The sequence below is a fragment of the Effusibacillus lacus genome, from assembly GCF_002335525.1.
Classification (GTDB): Bacteria; Bacillota; Bacilli; order Tumebacillales; family Effusibacillaceae; genus Effusibacillus; species Effusibacillus lacus.
Genome location: NZ_BDUF01000014.1, coordinates 18,098 through 37,332, shown reverse-complemented (window position 1 = coordinate 37,332; position 19,235 = coordinate 18,098). Strand labels below are relative to the sequence as shown.

18 protein-coding genes and 2 pseudogenes are annotated in these 19,235 nt (G+C 50.7%); 17 read left to right on the top strand and 3 right to left on the bottom strand.

All coding sequences use genetic code 11. The features are described 5' to 3' along the window. Window positions 1–45 precede the first annotated feature (45 nt). Entirely contained in the window at window positions 46–1,188 is a 1,143-nt protein-coding gene (locus tag EFBL_RS03530; RefSeq protein WP_096180757.1) for an acyltransferase, read from the top strand. A 47-nt stretch (window positions 1,189–1,235) separates the two neighbouring features. Here EFBL_RS03530 and fdhF read toward each other — a convergent pair whose 3' ends face one another. Both fdhF and EFBL_RS21790 read right to left on the bottom strand, forming a co-directional pair. After that, on the bottom strand, window positions 1,236–3,143 hold the full coding sequence (gene fdhF / locus EFBL_RS21795; RefSeq protein WP_341769640.1) for a formate dehydrogenase subunit alpha: 1,908 nt from the start codon (window positions 3,141–3,143) through the stop codon (window positions 1,236–1,238). A 6-nt stretch (window positions 3,144–3,149) separates the two neighbouring features. Then, window positions 3,150–3,308: pseudogene (locus EFBL_RS21790) on the bottom strand (hypothetical protein); the annotation flags it as partial. 234 nt (window positions 3,309–3,542) lie between these two features. On the opposite strand from EFBL_RS21790, the gene EFBL_RS03520 reads away from it, so the two are divergent. The 6 genes and pseudogenes from EFBL_RS03520 to EFBL_RS03500 all read left to right on the top strand — a co-directional run. Next, complete coding sequence (locus tag EFBL_RS03520) at window positions 3,543–3,824, top strand: hypothetical protein (RefSeq protein ID WP_096180755.1); 282 nt, start codon at window positions 3,543–3,545, stop codon at window positions 3,822–3,824. A gap of 449 nt (window positions 3,825–4,273) precedes the next feature. Beyond that, the gene (locus EFBL_RS03515) at window positions 4,274–5,101 is read left to right on the top strand and encodes an aldo/keto reductase (RefSeq protein ID WP_096180754.1); all 828 of its coding nucleotides are present in this window, start codon (window positions 4,274–4,276) and stop codon (window positions 5,099–5,101) included. Window positions 5,102–5,162: 61 nt separating this feature from the next. After that, window positions 5,163–6,092: a peptidase U32 family protein gene (locus tag EFBL_RS20440; protein ID WP_165912523.1), complete on the top strand. Its 930-nt coding sequence runs from the start codon at window positions 5,163–5,165 to the stop codon at window positions 6,090–6,092. A gap of 21 nt (window positions 6,093–6,113) precedes the next feature. Beyond that, a complete protein-coding gene (locus tag EFBL_RS20435) occupies window positions 6,114–7,361 on the top strand; it encodes a peptidase U32 family protein (protein ID WP_165912522.1) in 1,248 nt (415 codons plus the stop codon). Between the two features lie 68 nt (window positions 7,362–7,429). Then, the gene (locus EFBL_RS03505) at window positions 7,430–7,630 is read left to right on the top strand and encodes an alpha/beta-type small acid-soluble spore protein (protein WP_096180753.1); all 201 of its coding nucleotides are present in this window, start codon (window positions 7,430–7,432) and stop codon (window positions 7,628–7,630) included. Between the two features lie 158 nt (window positions 7,631–7,788). Beyond that, a pseudogene (locus tag EFBL_RS03500) lies at window positions 7,789–7,995 on the top strand (DegV family protein); the annotation flags it as partial. Window positions 7,996–8,076: 81 nt separating this feature from the next. Here the strand turns inward: EFBL_RS03500 and EFBL_RS03495 are convergent. After that, a complete protein-coding gene (locus EFBL_RS03495) occupies window positions 8,077–8,535 on the bottom strand; it encodes a PaaI family thioesterase (protein WP_231705672.1) in 459 nt (152 codons plus the stop codon). Between the two features lie 155 nt (window positions 8,536–8,690). Here EFBL_RS03495 and trhO point away from each other — a divergent pair, with 155 nt between their 5' ends. From trhO to EFBL_RS03445, 10 genes are all read left to right on the top strand, one after another. Continuing rightward, window positions 8,691–9,581: an oxygen-dependent tRNA uridine(34) hydroxylase TrhO gene (gene trhO, locus EFBL_RS03490; RefSeq protein WP_096180752.1), complete on the top strand. Its 891-nt coding sequence runs from the start codon at window positions 8,691–8,693 to the stop codon at window positions 9,579–9,581. 254 nt (window positions 9,582–9,835) lie between these two features. Next, a complete protein-coding gene (locus tag EFBL_RS03485; RefSeq protein WP_096180751.1) occupies window positions 9,836–10,633 on the top strand; it encodes an alpha/beta fold hydrolase in 798 nt (265 codons plus the stop codon). 477 nt (window positions 10,634–11,110) lie between these two features. Beyond that, on the top strand, window positions 11,111–11,290 hold the full coding sequence (locus EFBL_RS03480; protein ID WP_096180750.1) for a YgiT-type zinc finger protein: 180 nt from the start codon (window positions 11,111–11,113) through the stop codon (window positions 11,288–11,290). An 11-nt stretch (window positions 11,291–11,301) separates the two neighbouring features. Beyond that, window positions 11,302–11,955, top strand: coding sequence for a succinate dehydrogenase/fumarate reductase transmembrane subunit (locus tag EFBL_RS03475; RefSeq protein ID WP_096180749.1), 654 nt, complete (start codon window positions 11,302–11,304; stop codon window positions 11,953–11,955). Beyond that, a complete protein-coding gene (locus EFBL_RS03470; protein WP_096180748.1) occupies window positions 11,952–13,787 on the top strand; it encodes a fumarate reductase flavoprotein subunit in 1,836 nt (611 codons plus the stop codon). Before EFBL_RS03475 ends, EFBL_RS03470 begins: the two co-directional genes overlap by 4 nt. A 23-nt stretch (window positions 13,788–13,810) precedes the next feature. Further along, complete coding sequence (locus tag EFBL_RS03465) at window positions 13,811–14,536, top strand: fumarate reductase iron-sulfur subunit (RefSeq protein WP_096180747.1); 726 nt, start codon at window positions 13,811–13,813, stop codon at window positions 14,534–14,536. A gap of 152 nt (window positions 14,537–14,688) precedes the next feature. After that, window positions 14,689–15,429 carry a glycerophosphodiester phosphodiesterase gene (locus tag EFBL_RS03460; RefSeq protein WP_231705671.1) on the top strand — a complete coding sequence of 247 codons (741 nt, stop codon included), beginning with the start codon at window positions 14,689–14,691 and terminating at the stop codon, window positions 15,427–15,429. 149 nt (window positions 15,430–15,578) lie between these two features. Then, window positions 15,579–15,761 carry a hypothetical protein gene (locus tag EFBL_RS03455; RefSeq protein ID WP_131927694.1) on the top strand — a complete coding sequence of 61 codons (183 nt, stop codon included), beginning with the start codon at window positions 15,579–15,581 and terminating at the stop codon, window positions 15,759–15,761. 166 nt (window positions 15,762–15,927) lie between these two features. Then, the gene (locus tag EFBL_RS03450) at window positions 15,928–18,309 is read left to right on the top strand and encodes a bifunctional diguanylate cyclase/phosphodiesterase (protein WP_096180745.1); all 2,382 of its coding nucleotides are present in this window, start codon (window positions 15,928–15,930) and stop codon (window positions 18,307–18,309) included. Between the two features lie 135 nt (window positions 18,310–18,444). Continuing rightward, on the top strand, window positions 18,445–19,233 hold the full coding sequence (locus EFBL_RS03445; RefSeq protein WP_165912521.1) for a gamma-glutamyl-gamma-aminobutyrate hydrolase family protein: 789 nt from the start codon (window positions 18,445–18,447) through the stop codon (window positions 19,231–19,233). The last annotated feature ends 2 nt before the right edge of the window (window positions 19,234–19,235 follow it).

Below are 19,235 nucleotides of genomic sequence, written 5' to 3'. Positions count from 1 at the left end.
AGTGGTGGGAGAGCGTGGTCACTGCAAGGCTAGGGGGCTGACACCATGAAGAAAGCCAGAATCGAAGAGATTGGGTATTTGCGGGGCATTGCGTTTCTTGCGGTAGTGATGCAGCACGCGATTGCTTACTTTGCGGCTTTGCCGCAGGCACAGCTGGCTGATGGCGTGGAGCTGGCCATTCTGCTGCTGGCCGTCAAGTTTGCCGTTCCCCTGTTTGTGTTTATCACCGGACTTGTGTTGTTCTACAATTATGAAGGCAAGCTGCATTACGGGGAGTTCATGCGAAAGCGGTTCCAGGACATTATCGTTCCCTATGCGGTGTGGTCGCTGGTCTACTTTCTGCTTTACCATGGCATCCAAGGGAATCTTCTGAAGAGCATGAAGTTGCTCTTTGTCCAGATTTTTACGGGACAAGCCTTCTACCATCTCTGGTTTGTGGCAATGATCTTTCAGTTTTACCTTTTGTTTCCACTCTTTCGACTGCTCATCACGAAGGTCAAGGAGAGGCTCCGGACAAAGTTTGCGGCCTATGCAGCTCTATTGGTATCCGGAGCCGTTTTTATCTATGTTACGTCCGAGGTTTATGTGATCCACGAGAGGATAGATCGTCTCAAGATCCCTGTGTTTACAGCCTGGTTCACCGATTTTGCAGACCGCAACTTTGTTTATTTCTTTTACTATTTTGTCTTGGGAGCGGCGGCAGGGCTGTCCATCGAGCACTGGCGAGGATGGGTAACCAGGTACAAAACGCCGGTGTTGTTGACTTTCTTGGCTTTCTTCTCCTATTTCTTGCACAAAGTGATAAGCGGATTTCAAGTGGTGCCCTTCTTCAAGATGAACTTTAACGACACGTTCCTGATCCGGCCCAAGATGGCCATGTTTCTAATCATTTCCATGCCTGCTGTCTACTGGCTGTCCATACAAATATCACGACACGCAGCGCCTGTCGCCAAACGGATTCTTCATAAATTGGGGGAGTACTCCTACGGAGCTTATCTCATTCATGCCCTGGTCTTGGACATCTGCGGCCTCGTGCTCAAGCACCTGCTGCCGGCAATAAACCTGACATTGCAAACCCTTCTGGCGTTTGCCCTGTGTTCTTTTCTTTCCATAGGGTTGACGGTCGTGTTGAGCCGACTGCCGCTTGGGCGTTGGACGGTGGGAATCAAGAAATCGGGTCGGGCTTGATTCTATAGGAACTAAACGGCCCTCACTTTGAAAGAGAGGGCACTCATTCACTCAGCCAAAAGGGTGGCGGGTGCAATCTTCACCGCGCAAGCTTTAAATTCGGCTGTACCGGATATGGGGTCATATTCGTTGATGGTCAAAACGTTGGTCGGTACATCCGCCCAGTGAAAACTCATAAATACCAGGCCTGGCTGCATCCGGTCAGTAAGTTTGGCTGTGACCGACACTTTGCCGCGACGGGAACTTACCTCTACCCGATCTCCATCTCCGATACCCAAGGAAGCCGCATCCGTTGGATGGATGTCCAAAGTTTCCTCTGTCTGCTTCAGTTTCACACCATCCGCATAATAGCGGGTCTGGGTGTGGGTATTGTACAATTCATACCGCCTTCCCGTCGTGAGCATAAAAGGATACTCCTCATCGGGAACCTCCGCGGGCGGCGTGTAATCCACCGGAATAAACGGGGCTGCCGGGCCTTCCAAAGCCGGTTTGTGGAATCGTTCATGCAGACAAGTTGTGCCGGGGTGGTCGAGAGAAGGACAAGGATAACACAAACCTCCCTCCCGATCAAGCCGGGAGTAGGACATGCCTCCATACATTTCGGGAGCCAGCTGCCGCACTTCCTCCCAAATCTCTTCACTGCTGCGATACTGCATCGGATAACCCAAACGGGTGGAGAGGTCACAAAGGATATCCCAATCATCCCGTGTAGAGGGACCCGGTTCGACCGCTTTCCGAACCCGTTGAACACGACGTTCCGTATTGGTGTAAGTTCCCTCCACTTCTCCCCAGGAACGGGCAGGAAGAACCACGTCGGCCATCCGGGCCGTCTCGGTCAGGAAGATGTCCTGCACCACGAGCAAATCCAGATTTTTCAACAGCTTGTGGGTGTGGTTCATGTGCACATCGGCCAGCAGCGGATTTTCGCCTATGATATAGAGAGCTTTTATCTCACCGCTTTCCATCTTTTCAAATATGCGGGTCTGGGTGGCCCCTGCCATCGGATTGAGCCTGACATTCCAGGCTTTTTCGAAGCGGGAACGGTACTCGTCGTTGGCAAGGCTGAAAGCGCCAGGCAGTTGGTTGGGCAGACACCCCATGTCACCGGCACCTTGCACATTATTCTGCCCCCGCAGGGGGAGGATTCCATTTCCCCTCCGGCCGATGTGCCCCGTGAGCAGGGCCAGGTTGGCAATATCAAACACGTTGTTGACTCCGCAATGGTGCTCGGTTATTCCCAATGTGTAAGCAATCATCGCATTTTGCGCACGAGCATATGTCCGGGCAGTGGAAATGATCTGTTCCGGAGTAAGGCCGGTGATGGATGCGGCATATTCGGGCGTGTAGGGCTCCACCTTCTTTTTTAAGTCTTCAAATCCGGTACTGGTGCGCCGGACAAAAGAGGGATCGAACAATCCTTCCTTAATGATCACATGGAGCATTCCGTTCATCAGGGCGATGTCGGATCCTACCTTGATCTGCAGATAAGAAGACGCAAACTTGGCCATCTCAATCTCACGCGGGTCGATAACGATCATCTGCAGTCCTTTTTTGACCGCGTTCTTGATCCGGTTTGCAATGATGGGATGGGCTTCCGTGGTGTTGGAACCCATCAACAGCAGCACATCCGCCTCGTCAAAATCGTCCAGGGTTCCGGTTGGGAACCCGCTGCCAAATACAGTCGCCAGACCGGCGACGCTGGGAGCGTGTCAAGTCCGGTTGCAGCCGTCGATGTTATTGCTGCCGATTGCCGCCCGCATGAACTTCTGGGTCACATAGTTGGTCTCGTTGGTAGCCCGGGCACAGGCAAACATGGCAATCGAGTCCGGGCCCCAGGCAGATTTCAGGTCAGCCAGTCTTTGTGCAATGACATCCAGCGCTTCGCTCCAGGAAACGGGTGTCAACTTTCCCTCTTTCCGGAGCAGAGGTTGCTTCAGACGTTCGGGTGCATGCACATATTTGTAGGCAAATGCTCCTTTGACACAGGTTTGCCCCTTGTTGACGGGCGCTTCCTTGTCTCCTCTCACTCTGACAATCTGATTGTCGCTTACCTCAAGGACCAAGCCGCATCCGGTGCCGCAATACCCGCAGATGGTCTTGACTTCCTTTGTCGTTGCCATGTTACCTCCCCCTTACTGCAGAATGATAATGACTCCACCTGTTTGTGCATGCTCTGTCTTTATACTTCCATTATGAACCTGATACATCTGCAGGGAAAGAGTTTTCACTGAAAAATCAACTACCGGTTGACACGGTGGTTGGGTATGCAACATTTTTTGAGTTTATTATATAATAGTATTGTAAAATTCAATCTGTTATAATACAATAAATCAAAAAAGAGGGAGAGGGAAAATATGACAACCGGACTGGAACTGGTAAACAAGTGGATTGAGAAGAATCGGGAGATGGGGCTGCCGGACGAAGCAATGGAAGGGACGAAGTTTGTCTTTGGAGATATGCTCTACACCATCAGGAAAAACGGGGAGGGCCGGTTTCATGTGGATTCCAGCCAGGGCAAGATCGTGATCTTCCGAGACCTGAAACAGTACACCGACGAACTGACCTGCCGGATTTGCGGCACTGAATACGACAACAAGATTGACACAATTCGCTGCTGTACCAACGGAGACGAATAATGAATCAACAGGCAAGGATCTGCCACCCTGTTTGTTCCGGAAAGGAATGAACAGGGTGTTTGCCTTTTGTGAGCGGGAACATGGCCACTGTTGGATCACCGGGTCTGCCGGGTTCACGATCCGGCAGCTCAGGTAGAAAATAAACGGATTTTCGATTCTCTTATTTGAGTAAACTTTGGTGTTGGTGGTTACTAAGATGGGAATAGGGGACTGAAAATCCTCTAATTCAGAAACCTTTTCCGATTTCTTAAAGTTAGAAGACTGGGAATCCGTTATTTTTGAGAACAGAGGCCAACGATCCTATTGTAAGTTATAATAGGGGACAGACACGAAAATGAGGAGGGGCATCCAAAGACGGTGTTTCAATTAAACCCGGAGCAGCTTGTCAAGTTAACCGGCGGACAGGTAGTGACGGTAAAATAAACAAGGAGGAAAGGAATGAGGGAATCATGAAACAGATTACGGATTGCACGGTTTTGCGGAATGGGGTGCAGATGCCGTGGCTGGGGCTGGGTGTATACAAAACCCAAGATGGAGAAGAAGTAATACGTGCCGTGACAACGGCAATCAGTCTGGGATACAGAAGCGTTGACACCGCAGCCATGTACGGAAACGAAGAAGGTGTGGGACAGGCCGTCAGGGAATCGGGTCTCACACGGGAAGACATCTTTGTTACCACAAAAGTCTGGAACTCCGACCAGGGTTATGAGACGACCTTGCAAGCTTTTGAAGCAAGCCGGAGACGTCTCGGGTTTGACTACATTGACCTGTATCTGGTGCATTGGCCGGTTCGGGGCAAATACATAGAGACCTGGAAAGCTCTTGAGAAACTGTACAAAGAGGGCTATGTCCGGGCGATTGGCGTCAGCAACTTCCAGATCCATCACCTGCAGGATATAATAAAGGAATGTGAAGTCAAGCCGATGGTCAATCAGGTGGAATACCACCCGTTCCTGACCCAGAAAGAGCTGCATCAGTATTGCGAATCCCAGCAGATTCAACTGGAGGCCTGGAGTCCGCTGATGCGAGGCGAATTGTTGAACCATCCGACTGTAACCGATATGGCCGGCAAGTACGGGAAAACCCCCGCACAGATCGTGCTGCGATGGGATTTGCAGCACGAAGTGGTGACGATTCCCAAATCGGTTCGCGAAGAACGGATCCGGGAAAACTCAGGTATCTTTGATTTCGAACTGACGCCGGAAGATATGCTAAGGCTGGACGGGTTGAATCAGAACAGACGGATCGGACCCGATCCGGACAACTTCAACTTCTAAAAAATCATAAATTCCTACAAGTGTAAATTTAGCAATTGTCATTTGGAAAGAAGTGACACTCATGGGCAAAAAAACGGAACTGCTGGTAACGGCAGGCGACCTGCAAGAAGCGGAACGGATGCTTCAGGCGGGAGCTGATGCGATCAGTATAGGCCATGAAAGGTATGCGTTGCGGATGCCTGGGAGCTTTGAGCTGCCGGACATCCGGGACGCGGTAGCGTTAGCCAGACACTTTCAGGCCAAAGTATACGTGTCCATAAACGCATTGCTGCATAACGATAGTTTGCCGGAACTGAATGACTACATCCGGCAGTTGAATGAGGCAGGCGTGGACGCAATCGTATTTGGAGACCCGGCGGTCTTGATGGCCTCTCGCCTTGCAGCTTCCAAACTGAAACTCCACTGGAATACGGAGACTACCTCCACCAACTACCGAACTGTCAACTATTGGGCAGGCAGGGGCGTTGCGAGGGCTATCCTTGCCCGAGAGTTGTCCATGGAAGAAGTGCTGTACATCAAACAAAATACCAAAATCGAAGTGCAGGTGCAGGTTCACGGCGCCACCTGCATTTTCCATTCCAGGCGGGAACTGGTCGGCAATTACATGCAGCACCAGGGACGAATGGCGGAAGAGGGGAACCGGAGCCGGAATCGCCATATGTTTCTCAAGGAAAAGAACCGATCGGAAGAGCGTTATCCAATTTTTGAAGACCGGCACGGGACGCATATTCTCAGTGCAGAAGACATTTGCATGCTTGAGCATTTGGGCCCTTTTTTGACGGCGGGGATTGATTCCTTTAAGATCGAGGGATTGCTGAAAACGGCTGACTATAATGCGGCGGTGGTGTCTCTGTACCGCAAGGCCATTGACTGTTTGGCAGACAACCCGAACGCCGGGATACACCCTGGGTGGCTGGCGGAGCTAAGAAGCATTCAACCGCCCGACAGGCCCTTGGGGACGGGGTTTTACTTCAGGGAACAAATCTACTAGGGAAGACAGGAGGTTGATCTTGTGAGGAAACCGGAACTGTTGGCCCCCGCAGGCAATTTGGAGAAATTGAAATTCGCCGTCCTGTACGGGGCGGATGCGGTATACATCGGCGGGCAGAGATTTGGTCTTCGTTCAAAAGCGGGCAACTTCTCTTGTGAGGACATGCGGGAAGGCGTGGAATTCTCCCATGCCCACGGTGCAAAAGTATTTGTGGCAGCCAATATTATTGCTCACAACGATGATTTTGCAGGCATGGAGGAGTACTTCCGCACACTGTACGACATCGGAATCGATGCGGTGATCATTGCCGATCCCGCCATCATTGACGTATGCAGACAAGCGGCACCTGATCTGGAGATTCATTTAAGCACCCAAGCGTCTACCACTAACTGGCAGGCTGTCAAGTTCTGGGCTGACGAAGGTATCAAGCGAATTGTCCTCGCCAGGGAAGTATCCTTGCAGGAAATCCGTGAAATCAAACAGAATGTCAGCGTGGAAATCGAAGCGTTTATCCACGGAGCCATGTGCATATCCTATTCGGGACGCTGTGTACTGTCCAACCATATGACCAATCGGGACGCCAACCGCGGGGGCTGCGCCCAATCCTGCCGCTGGCAGTACGATCTGTTTGAAGAAGTGGAAGAGCAAACGGACGAACTGCCCCTTTTTGCGGAGGGTGATGATGCATTCACGATGAGCTCCAAGGATCTGTGCATGATTGAGCATGTTCCCGAGATGATCGAAGCGGGCGTTGACAGCCTGAAGATTGAAGGCCGGATGAAAACGGCGCACTATGTGGCAACAGTGGTGAATGCCTACCGCAGGGTGATTGACGCGTATTGCGAGAACCCGAAGGAATTTCGTTTCCGGCCAGAGTGGATGGATGAGATTCTGAAAGCGGCGAACCGTCCCATTACCACTGCTTTTTATTATGGTGCCCCGACGGCTGGTGATCAAATCTATGGATTGCCTCCCAAAATGGCAAAGTATGAATTTGCCGGTCTGGTGCTTGATTATGATGAGACCGCAGGGATCGCGACAATTGAACAACGGACCCGTTTTTCCGTTGGGCAGGAAGTGGAATTCTTCGGTCCCAAGCGGGAAAATTTCAAGCAAGTGGTCACCGCTATATGGGACGAGGAGGGAGCTGCGCTTGTAGACGCAAACCGCCCTTTGCAGCGGGTGAAATTGAAAGTGGATCGTCCGGTGCAACCCTACGACATTATGCGCAAGGGCGAAGGCATCTTGTCTTTGGCGGGGCGACCATAATTTGCAAGTCATATCTGTCTGCAGTATGAGCATCATAAGCATACACCACTGAAAAGGAGGTTCATACAATGGCAGACAACAATAACAGAAACAATTATGTAGCCCAAGGTGCAGCACAGGCTCTGGATCAAATGAAGTATGAAATTGCACAAGAGTTTGGTGTTCAACTCGGTGCAGATCAAACTTCCCGTGCGAATGGTTCTGTAGGTGGAGAAATTACCAAGCGTCTTGTGAAATTCGCTGAACAGGCTCTGGCGGGCACCCGCTAATTGATAATCGAATATATAGAAGCGGCCGACCTGATTCAGGTCGGCCTTCCTGTTCCCGCAGACACACTTCACCTTGTCATGGCCCGAAATCAGTTGTTGGAGACCTATCCGGAGTTTGATCTGGAGATTGTGGATACCAAATGCAAGCAGCGAAATTTTATGCTGCTCATATGGAACATATCTTTACCGTGGACAACCTGGAATATCTGTCCAGGGGCGGCAGAGTCAGCCGAATTCAGGCATTTGTTGGGGAAATCCTGAATATCAAACCAATCCTGCATGTGGAAGAAGGCAGACTGATTCCTCTTGAGAAGATCCGGGGAAGGAAGAAAGCGCTGCGCAGGATGGTAGAAATCCTGAATGAAACGCTCCGGTCTTGAGCCCAGGGGGATCAGCAAATTGCTGTACAAGCTGAGTGGGCAGAGCCAGCCCTATAAGGGGACTGGTTATGTCTGTTCTTCGAGTCGGATGGCCGGTTCTCCGGTATAGTAGAAGGTACCGGTACTCTGGGCAATTCGTTTGCCCGTTTCGTTCTCCATGTAAGCTTCCGCTACCGCTGTAGCTCTGCCGGTATGGGTCGGTCGCGCAAACACCTTCAGAACTTTTCCTTTGCCCGGTGCTATGTAGTTTACGTTCATCTGCAGGGTAACCACCTGTTTCCCCGTTTCCTCCGCAATGCTCCACCCCATGGCTGAATCCAGCAGCACGGCTGTAATCCCTCCATGTACAATGCCTAGCGGATTCATAAAGAAAGGCAGCAGTGGAAGGGACATCACATACCAATCCTCATGTCGTTCCCTCTGAATGGGGAGCAGTTTCATCAGGGACAGCATGTCCCCGCTGGCCATGGCCCCGACCGCTTTCTGGATGACTCCGGGATCCAGTTTAAAGTTTGATTCGCTCACAGAACAAGTCCCCTTTATACAATCGTTTTTTTGGCAATTATATCATAAAGGGGATATTCCGGGACGAAAAAACGGATTGTGCGGCATCCCCAAAGCAAATCAATCAAACTTGTGGTAAAATACCAACTTGATAATGATTCAAAGGTGGTGTCGTTATGAGCGGTCAAAAACCCTATCGAGTCCTGCTCTTCTATAAATATGTTCACATCGAGGATCCCGTGGGTTTTGCGGAACAACACCTTCAGTTCTGCAAAGAGTTGGGACTGCGGGGCCGGATTCTGGTGGCGGAAGAAGGAATAAACGGGACTGTCTCGGGAACTGTCGAGCAGACGGAAAAATACATGGAAGAAATGCACAAAGATCCCCGGTTCGCGGATTTGTGGTTCAAAATTGACGAAGCAGACGACCACGCTTTCAGGAAAATGTTTGTGCGGCCGAGAAAGGAATTGGTGACTTGGCGCCTGGATGAGAAAATCGATCCGAATGAAACGACAGGGAAGCATTTGACGCCGAAAGAATGGTACGAACTGATGCAGCAGGAAGACGTGGTGATTATTGATGGCCGCAATGATTATGAGTATGATCTTGGCCACTTCCGGGGAGCGATTCGCCCTGAAGTGAAGACCACCCGGGAATTTCCCGAGTGGATCCGCAACAATCTCGATCGGTTCAAAGGCAAGAAGGTTTTGACTTACTGCACCGGCGGCATTCGTTGTGAAGTTCTGTCTGGCGTGCTATTGAAGGAAGGGCTCACAGACGTGTATCAACTGCACGGGGGCATCGTCGCCTACGGGAAGGATCCGGAAGTCAAGGGCCAAATGTTTGACGGCAAGTGTTACGTATTTGACAATCGGATCTCGGTGCCAATCAATCAGGTGGATCCGTCGGTGGTCGGGAAGTGCCATCACTGCGGCGTTCCGGCGGAGAAATACATTAACTGCGCCAACGATCTGTGTCACCTGCAGCATATTGTATGCCCCGAATGTGAAGAGAAGCATCAGGGATACTGTTCGGAGGAGTGCGTGTCCGAATTGGTCCAATCCTGATCGGAAGTAGAAACCCTTGTCATGGGACTTTCGCCTGACAAGGGTTTTCTGCTTCCAGGTTTTGTAAACCTTGACCGGAGGGGAAACGGAAGGAAACAGCTGAATTGGCGGCAATTCTTGGCGATATTCAGAGAGAATAAAGGATAAACCAGATTGATGGCTTATGAATACCGCCAGAACCGGTAATTAAGTAATTGTTTTAAAATTACTAAAACCCGTCATGCGGATATAATGTAGCTTGGGAGGAATGTCAGTTGCTGCATTACAAAACGTATGAATTGGGTAAAACTCATGACTGGGTCATCTTTGTCCACGGTGCGGGCGGAAGCTCTGCAATCTGGTACAAGCAGATCCGTCAGTTCAAGGAACATTTCAACATCTTGCTGCTTGACCTCCGCGGTCATGGCAAGTCCAAAAACGTCAAGCGGAAACTCAGTCGATATTCGTTTCATGAAGTAAGCAAGGATGTGATTGAAGTCCTCGATCACCTTAAGATAAAATCTGCCCATTTTGTCGGGATCTCCCTGGGAACCATCGTCATCCAGACCCTGGCCGAACTTTGCCCGGAACGGATCCGTTCCATGATCCTGGGCGGGGCGGTAACCAAACTCAATGTCCGATCGCAAATTCTGATTGCCCTTGGCAATATGACCAAGCATATTATTCCATATATGTGGCTGTACCGGCTGTTTGCCTGGGTGATCATGCCGAGGAAGAACCACAGGAAATCCCGCCTGCTGTTTGTCAACGAAGCGAAGAAGCTCTGCCAGAAGGAATTCAAGCGTTGGTTCAAGCTGACTCTTAACATCAATCCTTTCCTGCGGAATCTGCGGGAGAAGGAGTTGCCGATTCCGACTCTTTATCTGATGGGTGAAGAGGACTATATGTTCCTGCCAACGGTGGAAGCGATTGTGGAGAGAAAGAGATTCTCTAAACTGGTGTTGATTCGCAATTCGGGCCATGTATGCAATGTAGACCAACCGGAAGAGTTCAATCGGCAGTCCATCAAATTTATCAAAGAAAATTTGATCTTTCGACCGGCAATCGTATAGTGTCAACGAGTGAGCGCCCTTAGTCAAAAGGGCGCTTTTAGAATGGTTTTAATTTCCTTACTTGTCCTTGAAAGACAGAATGGGTTGGGATAGTATAGAAGTAAGAACTCCAAATTTCTATCAAACGTCTTGTTAATACTCCCTCATTTTCGCGGCATACTCACAGTACCGTCAAATGCACACTTCTTCTCAGAACGTTCATTGCACACCAAATTTCCCTACATCGAAGATTCAACTCCTGACTATTTTTTTCGGACACAACATTCATGGGCACTTTCCTTCTTCCTTTGATGTGATTCATGCGGCCAATTGAAACCGCTTTCATAATCCTTGCTTCTTTTCCTGAATAACGTTCCTGTTAATTTCGTTGCAAGTTTTCCTGCCATATCAATAATATTCCGCAGTGTTTGGTTCATAGGCTTTTATTAATCAAACCATTGAAATCCCGTTTCGATATTTGACTAGGAGGGGAGCGGAATGGAGGTATCGGAATGCTGCAATAAAGAGTTGAGATTGGACTACCGAATCGAATACTTGCATGGAAAAGATGACGAATACGAATTGAAAGTCCCGGTATGGGTATGCACCCAATGCGGCAAGATCTATCTGCCCAAATACGATCTGCTGCTGGATCCAGATTACAAACAGTTAGGATAGGAGGGGACCGGATGGAACTGCAAAGATCGACGGAATTGCAAAAAACGTATGTGACTTCATCGAAACTGGAACTTGTGGCAGACATCATCCAGTTGGTAAGCGGAGTAAGTTTGGCATTTTTCCTTTGGACCCACATGGTATTCGTGGGCTCCATTCTGTTGGGAGTCAGCGCTTTCAACAAGTTGGCCGCTTTTATGGAAGAGTATTACTTGCTTCCGGCCGCAGTCGTTTTCATTATCATTGCTTTTACCGCCCATGTTGGAGCTGTGCTGAGGAGAATTCCAGGGCGTTGGCGAGATCAGAAAATCATATGGCAACATGCGAAAACAATCAAGCACGGCGACACCTGGTCATGGTTGTTTCAGGTAGTATCCGGTGCTGCGATTCTGATTCTTGCTACGATCCACGTGTTTGTCGTAGTTTATGGCGGCATCAGCGCCGACCTTAGTTCAGACAGAATGCACTCCCCCTTCTTGTGGTTTTATCTCGCTTTGCTGTTTCTGGGGGAATACCATGCAAGCATAGGTCTGTATCGTGCAGCCATCAAGTGGGGTTGGATCAAACGGCAGACCGCCAAGAGAGTGCTCGGTTTTGCAACGATCATCTTCCTGGCCATCGGTCTTGTCACCATTGGAACACTGTGGATGTTGGGAGGTTCACTATGAGCAGCTACGACGTTTTTACAACGGATGTTCTGATTGTCGGAGCAGGATTGGCAGGAGAACGGGCTGCGATTGAAGCGGCGGAACACGGTCATTCGGTCATCATCCTGAGTCTTGTGCCGCCACGGCGGTCACACAGCACGGCGGCGCAGGGTGGAATGCAGGCCTCACTTGCCAACAGCGCCAAAGGAGCGGGGGACAACCCTGACGTGCATTTTGCCGATACGGTAAAAGGCTCTGACTGGGGGTGTGATCAGGATGTTGCCCGCCTGTTTGCGGAAACGGCACCTATTGCTGTAAGGCAAATGGCTCATTGGGGGGTTCCCTGGAACCGGGTTACGGCAGGCAAGAAAGTGTTGCCTGATGGAACCGAGATCTATGATGATCCGGACAAAGAAGGTCTGATTACCGCCCGCAACTTTGGCGGAACGGCAAAATGGAGAACCTGTTATGTTTCGGATGGCACCGGGCACTGCTTGCAATATGCCATGGACAGTGTGGTGGTGAAACTTGGCATAACTGTGCATGACCGGGTGGAAGCGATTTCGCTCATTCATGACGATACCCGGTGCAGCGGTGCGGTGGTACGTTGCCTGAGAACAGGCAAGCTTCGGGTATATCTAGCCAAATCGACGGTTATTGCCACCGGCGGTTATGGCCGTTTATATGGCGCTTCCACCAATGCGATCATCAATGAAGGAAGCGGCATGTTCATTGCACTCAACACAGGAATTGTACCTCTTGGCAACATGGAAGCGGTGCAATTCCATCCGACAGGAATTGTCCCCACATGGATTCTGGTTACAGAGGGGGCGCGGGGAGACGGCGGTTATCTGCTGGACAAAAACCTGCACCGCTTCATGCCTGATTACGAACCTGCCAAGAAAGAACTGGCATCCCGTGATGTGGTCTCCAGACGAATGACACAGCACATTCGAAAGGGATTCGGAGTTGACAGTCCTTATGGGGCTCACCTCTGGCTGGATATCCGTCATCTGGGGGAGCGTCATATTAACACCAATCTACGTGAAATTGCGAACATTTGCAGGAATTTCGCGGGCATCGACCCGGTCCATGAACTGATACCGGTCCGGCCCACCCAACATTACAGTATGGGCGGAGTCAGGACCGATATCAACGGCATGGCATACGGGTTGGAAGGATTGTTTGCAGTTGGCGAAGCGGCTTGCTGGGACCTGCACGGATTTAACCGGCTGGGCGGCAACTCTCTTGCGGAGACCATCGTGGCAGGTATGATCGTCGGCAAGCAGGTAGCCATATACACCAAGGACGCTTCTATTAACGTATCAACTACTCTGATACAAGAACATGTCAGAGAACAGGAAGAGCGTATCCACAATCTGTTGAACTGCACCAACGGTAAGGAGAACGTCTACGAAATCCGCAGGGAAATGGAGAACACCCTGATGGAGAATGTGGGCATCTTCCGTACCGGGGAAGCGTTGGAGAAAGCGGTCAACAAGCTGGACGAACTCTATCACAGATCTCTTCATGTCGGGCTCAGAAGCAACGGGCAGGGTCCGAACCCGGAACTGGCATCCGCACTAAGAATCAATGGCATGGTGAAGCTTGCCTATTTGATTGCGGCAGGAGCACTGGCACGCCAGGAAAGCCGCGGCAGCCATTACCGGGAGGATTTCCCGCAGCGGGATGATGTCAACTGGCTGAAGCGCACGCTGGCATACTGGCCCAAAGGCTCAGACAAACCCGTTCTCAAATACGAAGACGTAAAGATTACAGAATTGCCTCCCGGAGATCGCGGATACGGTGAAGGAAGCAAACAGACAGCCGGTACAAGTGAAGTTTCGAAATAAGATCGTATATAGGAGGGAGACATATGGGACGCCAGTTAACGCTTCATATATTGCGTTACAATCCTGACAAGCCTGAAGTCAAGCCATATCTGCAGCCGTTCAAACTGGAAGAAGAAGAACGGATGACCTTGTTTGTCGCTTTAAACAAGATACGTGAGGAACAGGATCCTACTTTGCAGTTTGATTTTGTCTGTCGGGCTGCCATATGCGGTTCCTGTGGAATGCTGATCAACGGGAAGCCCACATTGGCATGCAAGACTTTGACGAAGGACCTTCCAAACGAAATTACACTCATGCCCTTGCCGGTTTTCCAGATGCTGGGGGATCTGAGTGTAGATACGGGCACCTGGTTTCGGGAACTTAACATCAAGACGGAAGCCTGGATCAAAACGGAGAAGAAGTTTGATCCGACAGCCCTTGAGGACAGGATGAGCAATGATGAGGCGCTTGCGATATACGAAGCGGATCGCTGCATAGAGTGCGGTTGCTGTATTGGCGGTTGCGCTACTGCAAACATCAACCCCGACTTTCTTGGGGCTGCGGGTATCAACCGGGTAGCCCGCTTTATGGTGGATCCACGGGATGAACGATCAGAGGCTGAATACTTTGAGATTGTCGGTACCGGAGAAGGGGTTTTTGGTTGCGTGGGCCTGATGGCCTGTGACGACAACTGCCCGATGGAGATTCCGCTGCAGGAGCAACTCGCCTACGTACGCCGCAAGATGGCCCTGGCGGGGATCAAGATGTAAGACGGCACCGGAGGCAAGGGAGTTCTAATGAGACCATGCGGTTCACTCCGCATGGTCTTCTTGTTTTAAACTCCCGAAAGAATACAGGATTCGCCATAATAAAAATAGAAGTCTTGAACAGGATGAACACTCGAGTAAGGAGAGAGGTTAGGATGAATAAAGAGTCGGGTATGTTGATCTTCGGCCACCGGGGTTCGGCAGGAACACATCCGGAGAATACGATGATCTCGTTTGAAGAGGCCGCAAGGGCTGGTGCGGATGGAATCGAACTTGACATCCAATTGAGCAAGGATGGGGTTCCGGTTGTGATTCATGATGAGAAACTGGACCGCACTACCAATGGAACCGGCTGGGTCAAAGACAGGACCTTCTATGAACTGAAACAGTTGGATGCGGGAGCCTGGTTCTCGGACAAGTTCAAGGGGACCCGAATCCCCTCGCTGGAAGAGGTTCTGGTCTGGGCGCAGGGCAACTCCCTCCTGATCAACCTGGAGTTGAAGACAGGAATTATCCTTTACCCGCAGATTGAAGAGAAGGTGATCCGTCTTGTTGAACAATACGGTCTGACCGGCCGGGTAATCATCTCCTCGTTCAACCATTACAGTCTGGTGGAGACCCGCCGGATTCATCGGACTATCAAGACGGCAATCCTCTTCTCGGACGGTCTATATGAACCCTGGAAGTACGCAAAAACAGTCGAAGCTGACGGACTGCACTGCCACTGGCCAATCGCCGCCTACCCGGTAATCCTAGACGGGGCGAAGCAAGCGGGCATGCCGATTCGTGCCTATACAGTCAATGACGAAGCCCGAATGCGGGAGTTTATGACCAATGGGGTCTCTGCCATTTTCACCGACTGGCCGGAGAAAGCGGTTCGGATCCGCCGGGGGTAAAGGGAGGGACTAAAAGGATACAGGGAATAGTCGTATAAAGGTTCGTATATCGATGGATGCGAAGTCATAGGATGGTTCCTGTGACTTTTCTCATTGTTTATTGGGGAGGCAAATATGAGAGTTTTTCTGGATTTGATGTGGTTTTTAATATGGAAAAGAAAAGTTACGGAATCGGGGTCGGGATCCTGGTTATGGTTGCAATGATGCTATTGCTGCCACATGGGTATGAGGAATTCGTCGGGGAGCGGGGGACCCACCAGGAACTGCTGGCCAAAGAGGGCCTGTACAACAAGATGTACCTGCTGCAGCAAGGGGCTGCCAAATCGGTTTGACGCAACAAACGAGAAACTCCCGGGAATCGTTCCGGGAGTTTTTGCTTTGTGTGAGAGCCTGTCTAAAAGGGAAAATTCTCATTTTTCAAACGGAATTAATATTTTATTGTATAATAATGCTATATTTTGTTATTTTTTGTGACATTCTGTCGAAAACGGTGATTCTATGAAAATGTGGACTTCCCGCATGTTTTGGCGGGTCTATCTGATTAACATAATTGTGATGTTGGTACTGTTGGCTTCCATCTATTTCATGGCCAAACAGACCCTGCCGGAGATGTCGAGGGAGAAGTATCAAAGCGTCACGGATGAGACGGTATTGAGGTTGCAAGGGCAATTGGCCAACATGGTTTCCCATCTGTATGAGATCTCCCAACTCGTGGACCAACTTACAGGCCTCAGATCTTCGAATCCGGAGGAAATGACTGAGGAACTCTACCGTATCATCTCCGCCTCCCCGTTGTTAAACAGCGGCCTGGTGATTGACAGGAACGGAAAGGTACTGGCAAATTACCCGGAAGACACTTCCTCCGTCAAGGACACCAGTTTTTCCGGGAACCCTATTTTTCAGGAGGCCAAACAGGGAAAGAAACCTTATATCAGCGATGTATTCAAAGCCCCCACCGGACGAAATGTGATTGTGCTCTCCATCCCTTTAATGAACCGGCAGAATGAGGTGGAACGGGTGGTCACTTTGCAAGTCCGGATCGAAGAAAACAATCTGTTCTCCCTGGTGTTTCAGAACCACAATCTGGGGGCCGGAGGATATGTCTATATTGTTGACCGCAACGGGGTGATCATCTCCCATCCCCAGAAGGAACGAATTGGAGAATCCGTAAAATCAAACCCGGTCGTTCAGAAAGTCTTGCAGCAGCAATCGGGTTACCAGTGGGTAGTCAATACAAAGGGTGCCCCCATGTACGCTTCCTTCGCCTACATTCCGCAGTTGAGCTGGGGAGTGGTGGCACAGGTGCCCGAAAGTGAAATCTATGAACCCTTTTATAAGTTTCGAAGCAACTTGTTTGTCCTTTCGCTGCTGACCCTGATCCCTTTGTCTGTCTTGACGGCGTTTTACGCAAAACAAACCATTTTCCCCATCCGCCGGTTGCAGCAAGCCGTTGCCGAAGTGGAGAAGGGCAACTACGAACAGTATGTGGAGCACACGGACAAAACGGAACTGGGGGAGTTGTCAAGCAAATTCAATGACATGATCAAGACCATCCGCGAATCCCGGGAAAGGATCAGGCACCAGGCGTTCCATGACTCGCTGACCGGCCTGCCAAACCGGACCCTGTTTAAGGAAGATCTGGGAAAGTATCTGGTGGAAGCGGATGTTGGCAATCAACAAGTGGCGGTGCTGTTCTTTGATCTGGACGGTTTTAAGATGGTGAACGATTCACTGGGCCACAAAGTGGGGGACATGTTGCTTGTCGAAGTCGGGAAGCGGCTCGAGCGGCTTCCGAAATATAGCGACACTACGTATCGGGTAGGCGGGGACGAGTTCATTGTTATTATTCCGGATGTGGCGAGTAAGGATGAAGTGGAGAGGTCGGCCAAGGAGATCTTGGCTATCATTGCGCCTCCATTTTATTTGGAAGGCAGGGAAATCTTCATTTCCGCCAGTATTGGCATCAGCATCTATCCAACGGATGGAAAAGACGCCGACACGCTTGTCAAACACGCGGACATTGCAATGTACCGGGCAAAAGAACAGGGCAAAAACAATTACTGCCTGTTCATGGAGGGCATGCATTCCTACGTACAGCGGAAGATCTATCTCACCAACTGCTTGCGCAAAGCCATCGGATTTGACGAACTGTTGGTCCATTACCAGCCGAAGCTCAACATCAAGACGGGCCAAATTACCGGCATGGAAGCGCTGCTTCGCTGGAATCACAGGCGGGAAGGAATGATTCCCCCATCCGAATTTATCCCGGTGGCGGAAGAGTCAGGGTTGATTCTGCCCATAGGGGAATGGGTGCTTCGTGCCGTCTGCAAACAGATGAGAGAATGGCAGAACAAGGGCTTGCCTCCGCTGCAGGTCTCCGTAAACCTGTCAGCCCGCCAGTTCCAGGATGCTCATCTGGCGGATAAGATCCGCAAAATCCTGCAGGATACAGGGCTTGACCCGAGTTTGCTGGAACTGGAACTCACCGAGAGTGCCCTTATGAAGAATGAACAAGCAGTCAACCGGGTATTGGCCGATTTGAAACAGATTGGCGTTAGCATCTCCATCGACGACTTCGGCACCGGCTACTCCTCGCTGAATTACCTGAAGCTGTTTCCGATTGACTGTCTGAAGATTGACCGGTCCTTTATCAGGGATATTGGGAAAGACCCGGGCGACGCGGCCATCACCCGGTCCATTATCGATCTGGCACACAATCTGAACCTGGAAGTGGTTGCGGAAGGGGTCGAAACACCAGAGCAGTTGACTTTCATGCAAACCAACAGTTGTGATTCCATCCAGGGCTATTTGATCAGCCCGCCTCTACCGGCCGATGAGTTTGAGCAATTCCTTAAAGCAAAGCTTGGCGGCTCCTTATAGCCGCCCTCAATAGAATCATGACAATTACGAAACGGCCCCTTTTTGGGGCTTGTTTTGTTATTCAAAGGAATTTCGTAAATGTTGTCCACGTATGAATGATAACAAGGCATGGCATGGAAGGGAGTGAAGGTTTGCGTGCGGACTCCGGTGATCGGAATAACAGGGTACCACGTATTGGGCGAAGAGGGATACGGAGGCTCTTTTCGCGGAGTGCCCGGCCAGGGGTTCAGCGTGGTGGGTCATGATTACATTAACGCTGTAAGACGCGTCGGCGGAATCCCGTTGGGAGTTCCGGTGGGAGAAATCGACTCGGCGAGAGAAGTTTTGCAAGCTCTGGACGGTCTGATTCTTAGCGGGGGTGAGGATATCGACCCCTCGTTGTATGGTGCCCGCCCGGACCTGCGCTGTTGGACGCTGACTCCGGAACGGGACCGGTTTGAACTGGCATTGATCGAAGAAGCACTCCGGCAGCAGAAACCGCTGTTGGCGGTATGCCGGGGGATGCAGCTTCTGAATGTGTATTTCGGCGGATCTCTTTATCTGGATCTGGCGGACTGTTCGAACAAGGTGCTGTCCCACCAGTTCTCCCGGGCACCGCGCTGGTACAAGGCCCATAAGGTGCGCTTGCTGTCGCCGGTACTATCTGAGTTGTATCAGACAGATGAGATTGAAACGAACAGTTACCATCATCAGGCGGTGAAAGAGGTAGGAAACGGAATGCAGGTGGCGGCTGTCGCCGAAGACGGAATCATCGAGGGGCTGCTTCACCCCGATCATCCTCAACTGCTGGCCATCCAGTGGCACCCGGAGATGATGTCCGTTCAGTTGGAAGAAGGACTGATCCCGTTCCGATGGTTGATGGACAGATGCAAACAAGCGGCAGGCACTGGTGAAACTGCCGATTCCAAAGACATAGGGGGATAGGG

Bases quoted from the DNA above. Each gene is read 5' to 3' on its own strand.
- EFBL_RS03530 (WP_096180757.1), top strand. From the start codon at position 46: ATGAAGAAAGCCAGAATCGAAGAGATTGGGTATTTGCGGGGCATTGCG.
- EFBL_RS03520 (WP_096180755.1), top strand. From the start codon at position 3,543: ATGACAACCGGACTGGAACTGGTAAACAAGTGGATTGAGAAGAATCGG.
- EFBL_RS03515 (WP_096180754.1), top strand. From the start codon at position 4,274: ATGAAACAGATTACGGATTGCACGGTTTTGCGGAATGGGGTGCAGATG.
- EFBL_RS20440 (WP_165912523.1), top strand. From the start codon at position 5,163: ATGGGCAAAAAAACGGAACTGCTGGTAACGGCAGGCGACCTGCAAGAA.
- EFBL_RS03505 (WP_096180753.1), top strand. From the start codon at position 7,430: ATGGCAGACAACAATAACAGAAACAATTATGTAGCCCAAGGTGCAGCA.
- trhO (WP_096180752.1), top strand. From the start codon at position 8,691: ATGAGCGGTCAAAAACCCTATCGAGTCCTGCTCTTCTATAAATATGTT.
- EFBL_RS03480 (WP_096180750.1), top strand. From the start codon at position 11,111: ATGGAGGTATCGGAATGCTGCAATAAAGAGTTGAGATTGGACTACCGA.
- EFBL_RS03475 (WP_096180749.1), top strand. From the start codon at position 11,302: ATGGAACTGCAAAGATCGACGGAATTGCAAAAAACGTATGTGACTTCA.
- EFBL_RS03470 (WP_096180748.1), top strand. From the start codon at position 11,952: ATGAGCAGCTACGACGTTTTTACAACGGATGTTCTGATTGTCGGAGCA.
- EFBL_RS03465 (WP_096180747.1), top strand. From the start codon at position 13,811: ATGGGACGCCAGTTAACGCTTCATATATTGCGTTACAATCCTGACAAG.
- EFBL_RS03460 (WP_231705671.1), top strand. From the start codon at position 14,689: ATGAATAAAGAGTCGGGTATGTTGATCTTCGGCCACCGGGGTTCGGCA.
- EFBL_RS03455 (WP_131927694.1), top strand. From the start codon at position 15,579: ATGGAAAAGAAAAGTTACGGAATCGGGGTCGGGATCCTGGTTATGGTT.
- EFBL_RS03450 (WP_096180745.1), top strand. From the start codon at position 15,928: ATGAAAATGTGGACTTCCCGCATGTTTTGGCGGGTCTATCTGATTAAC.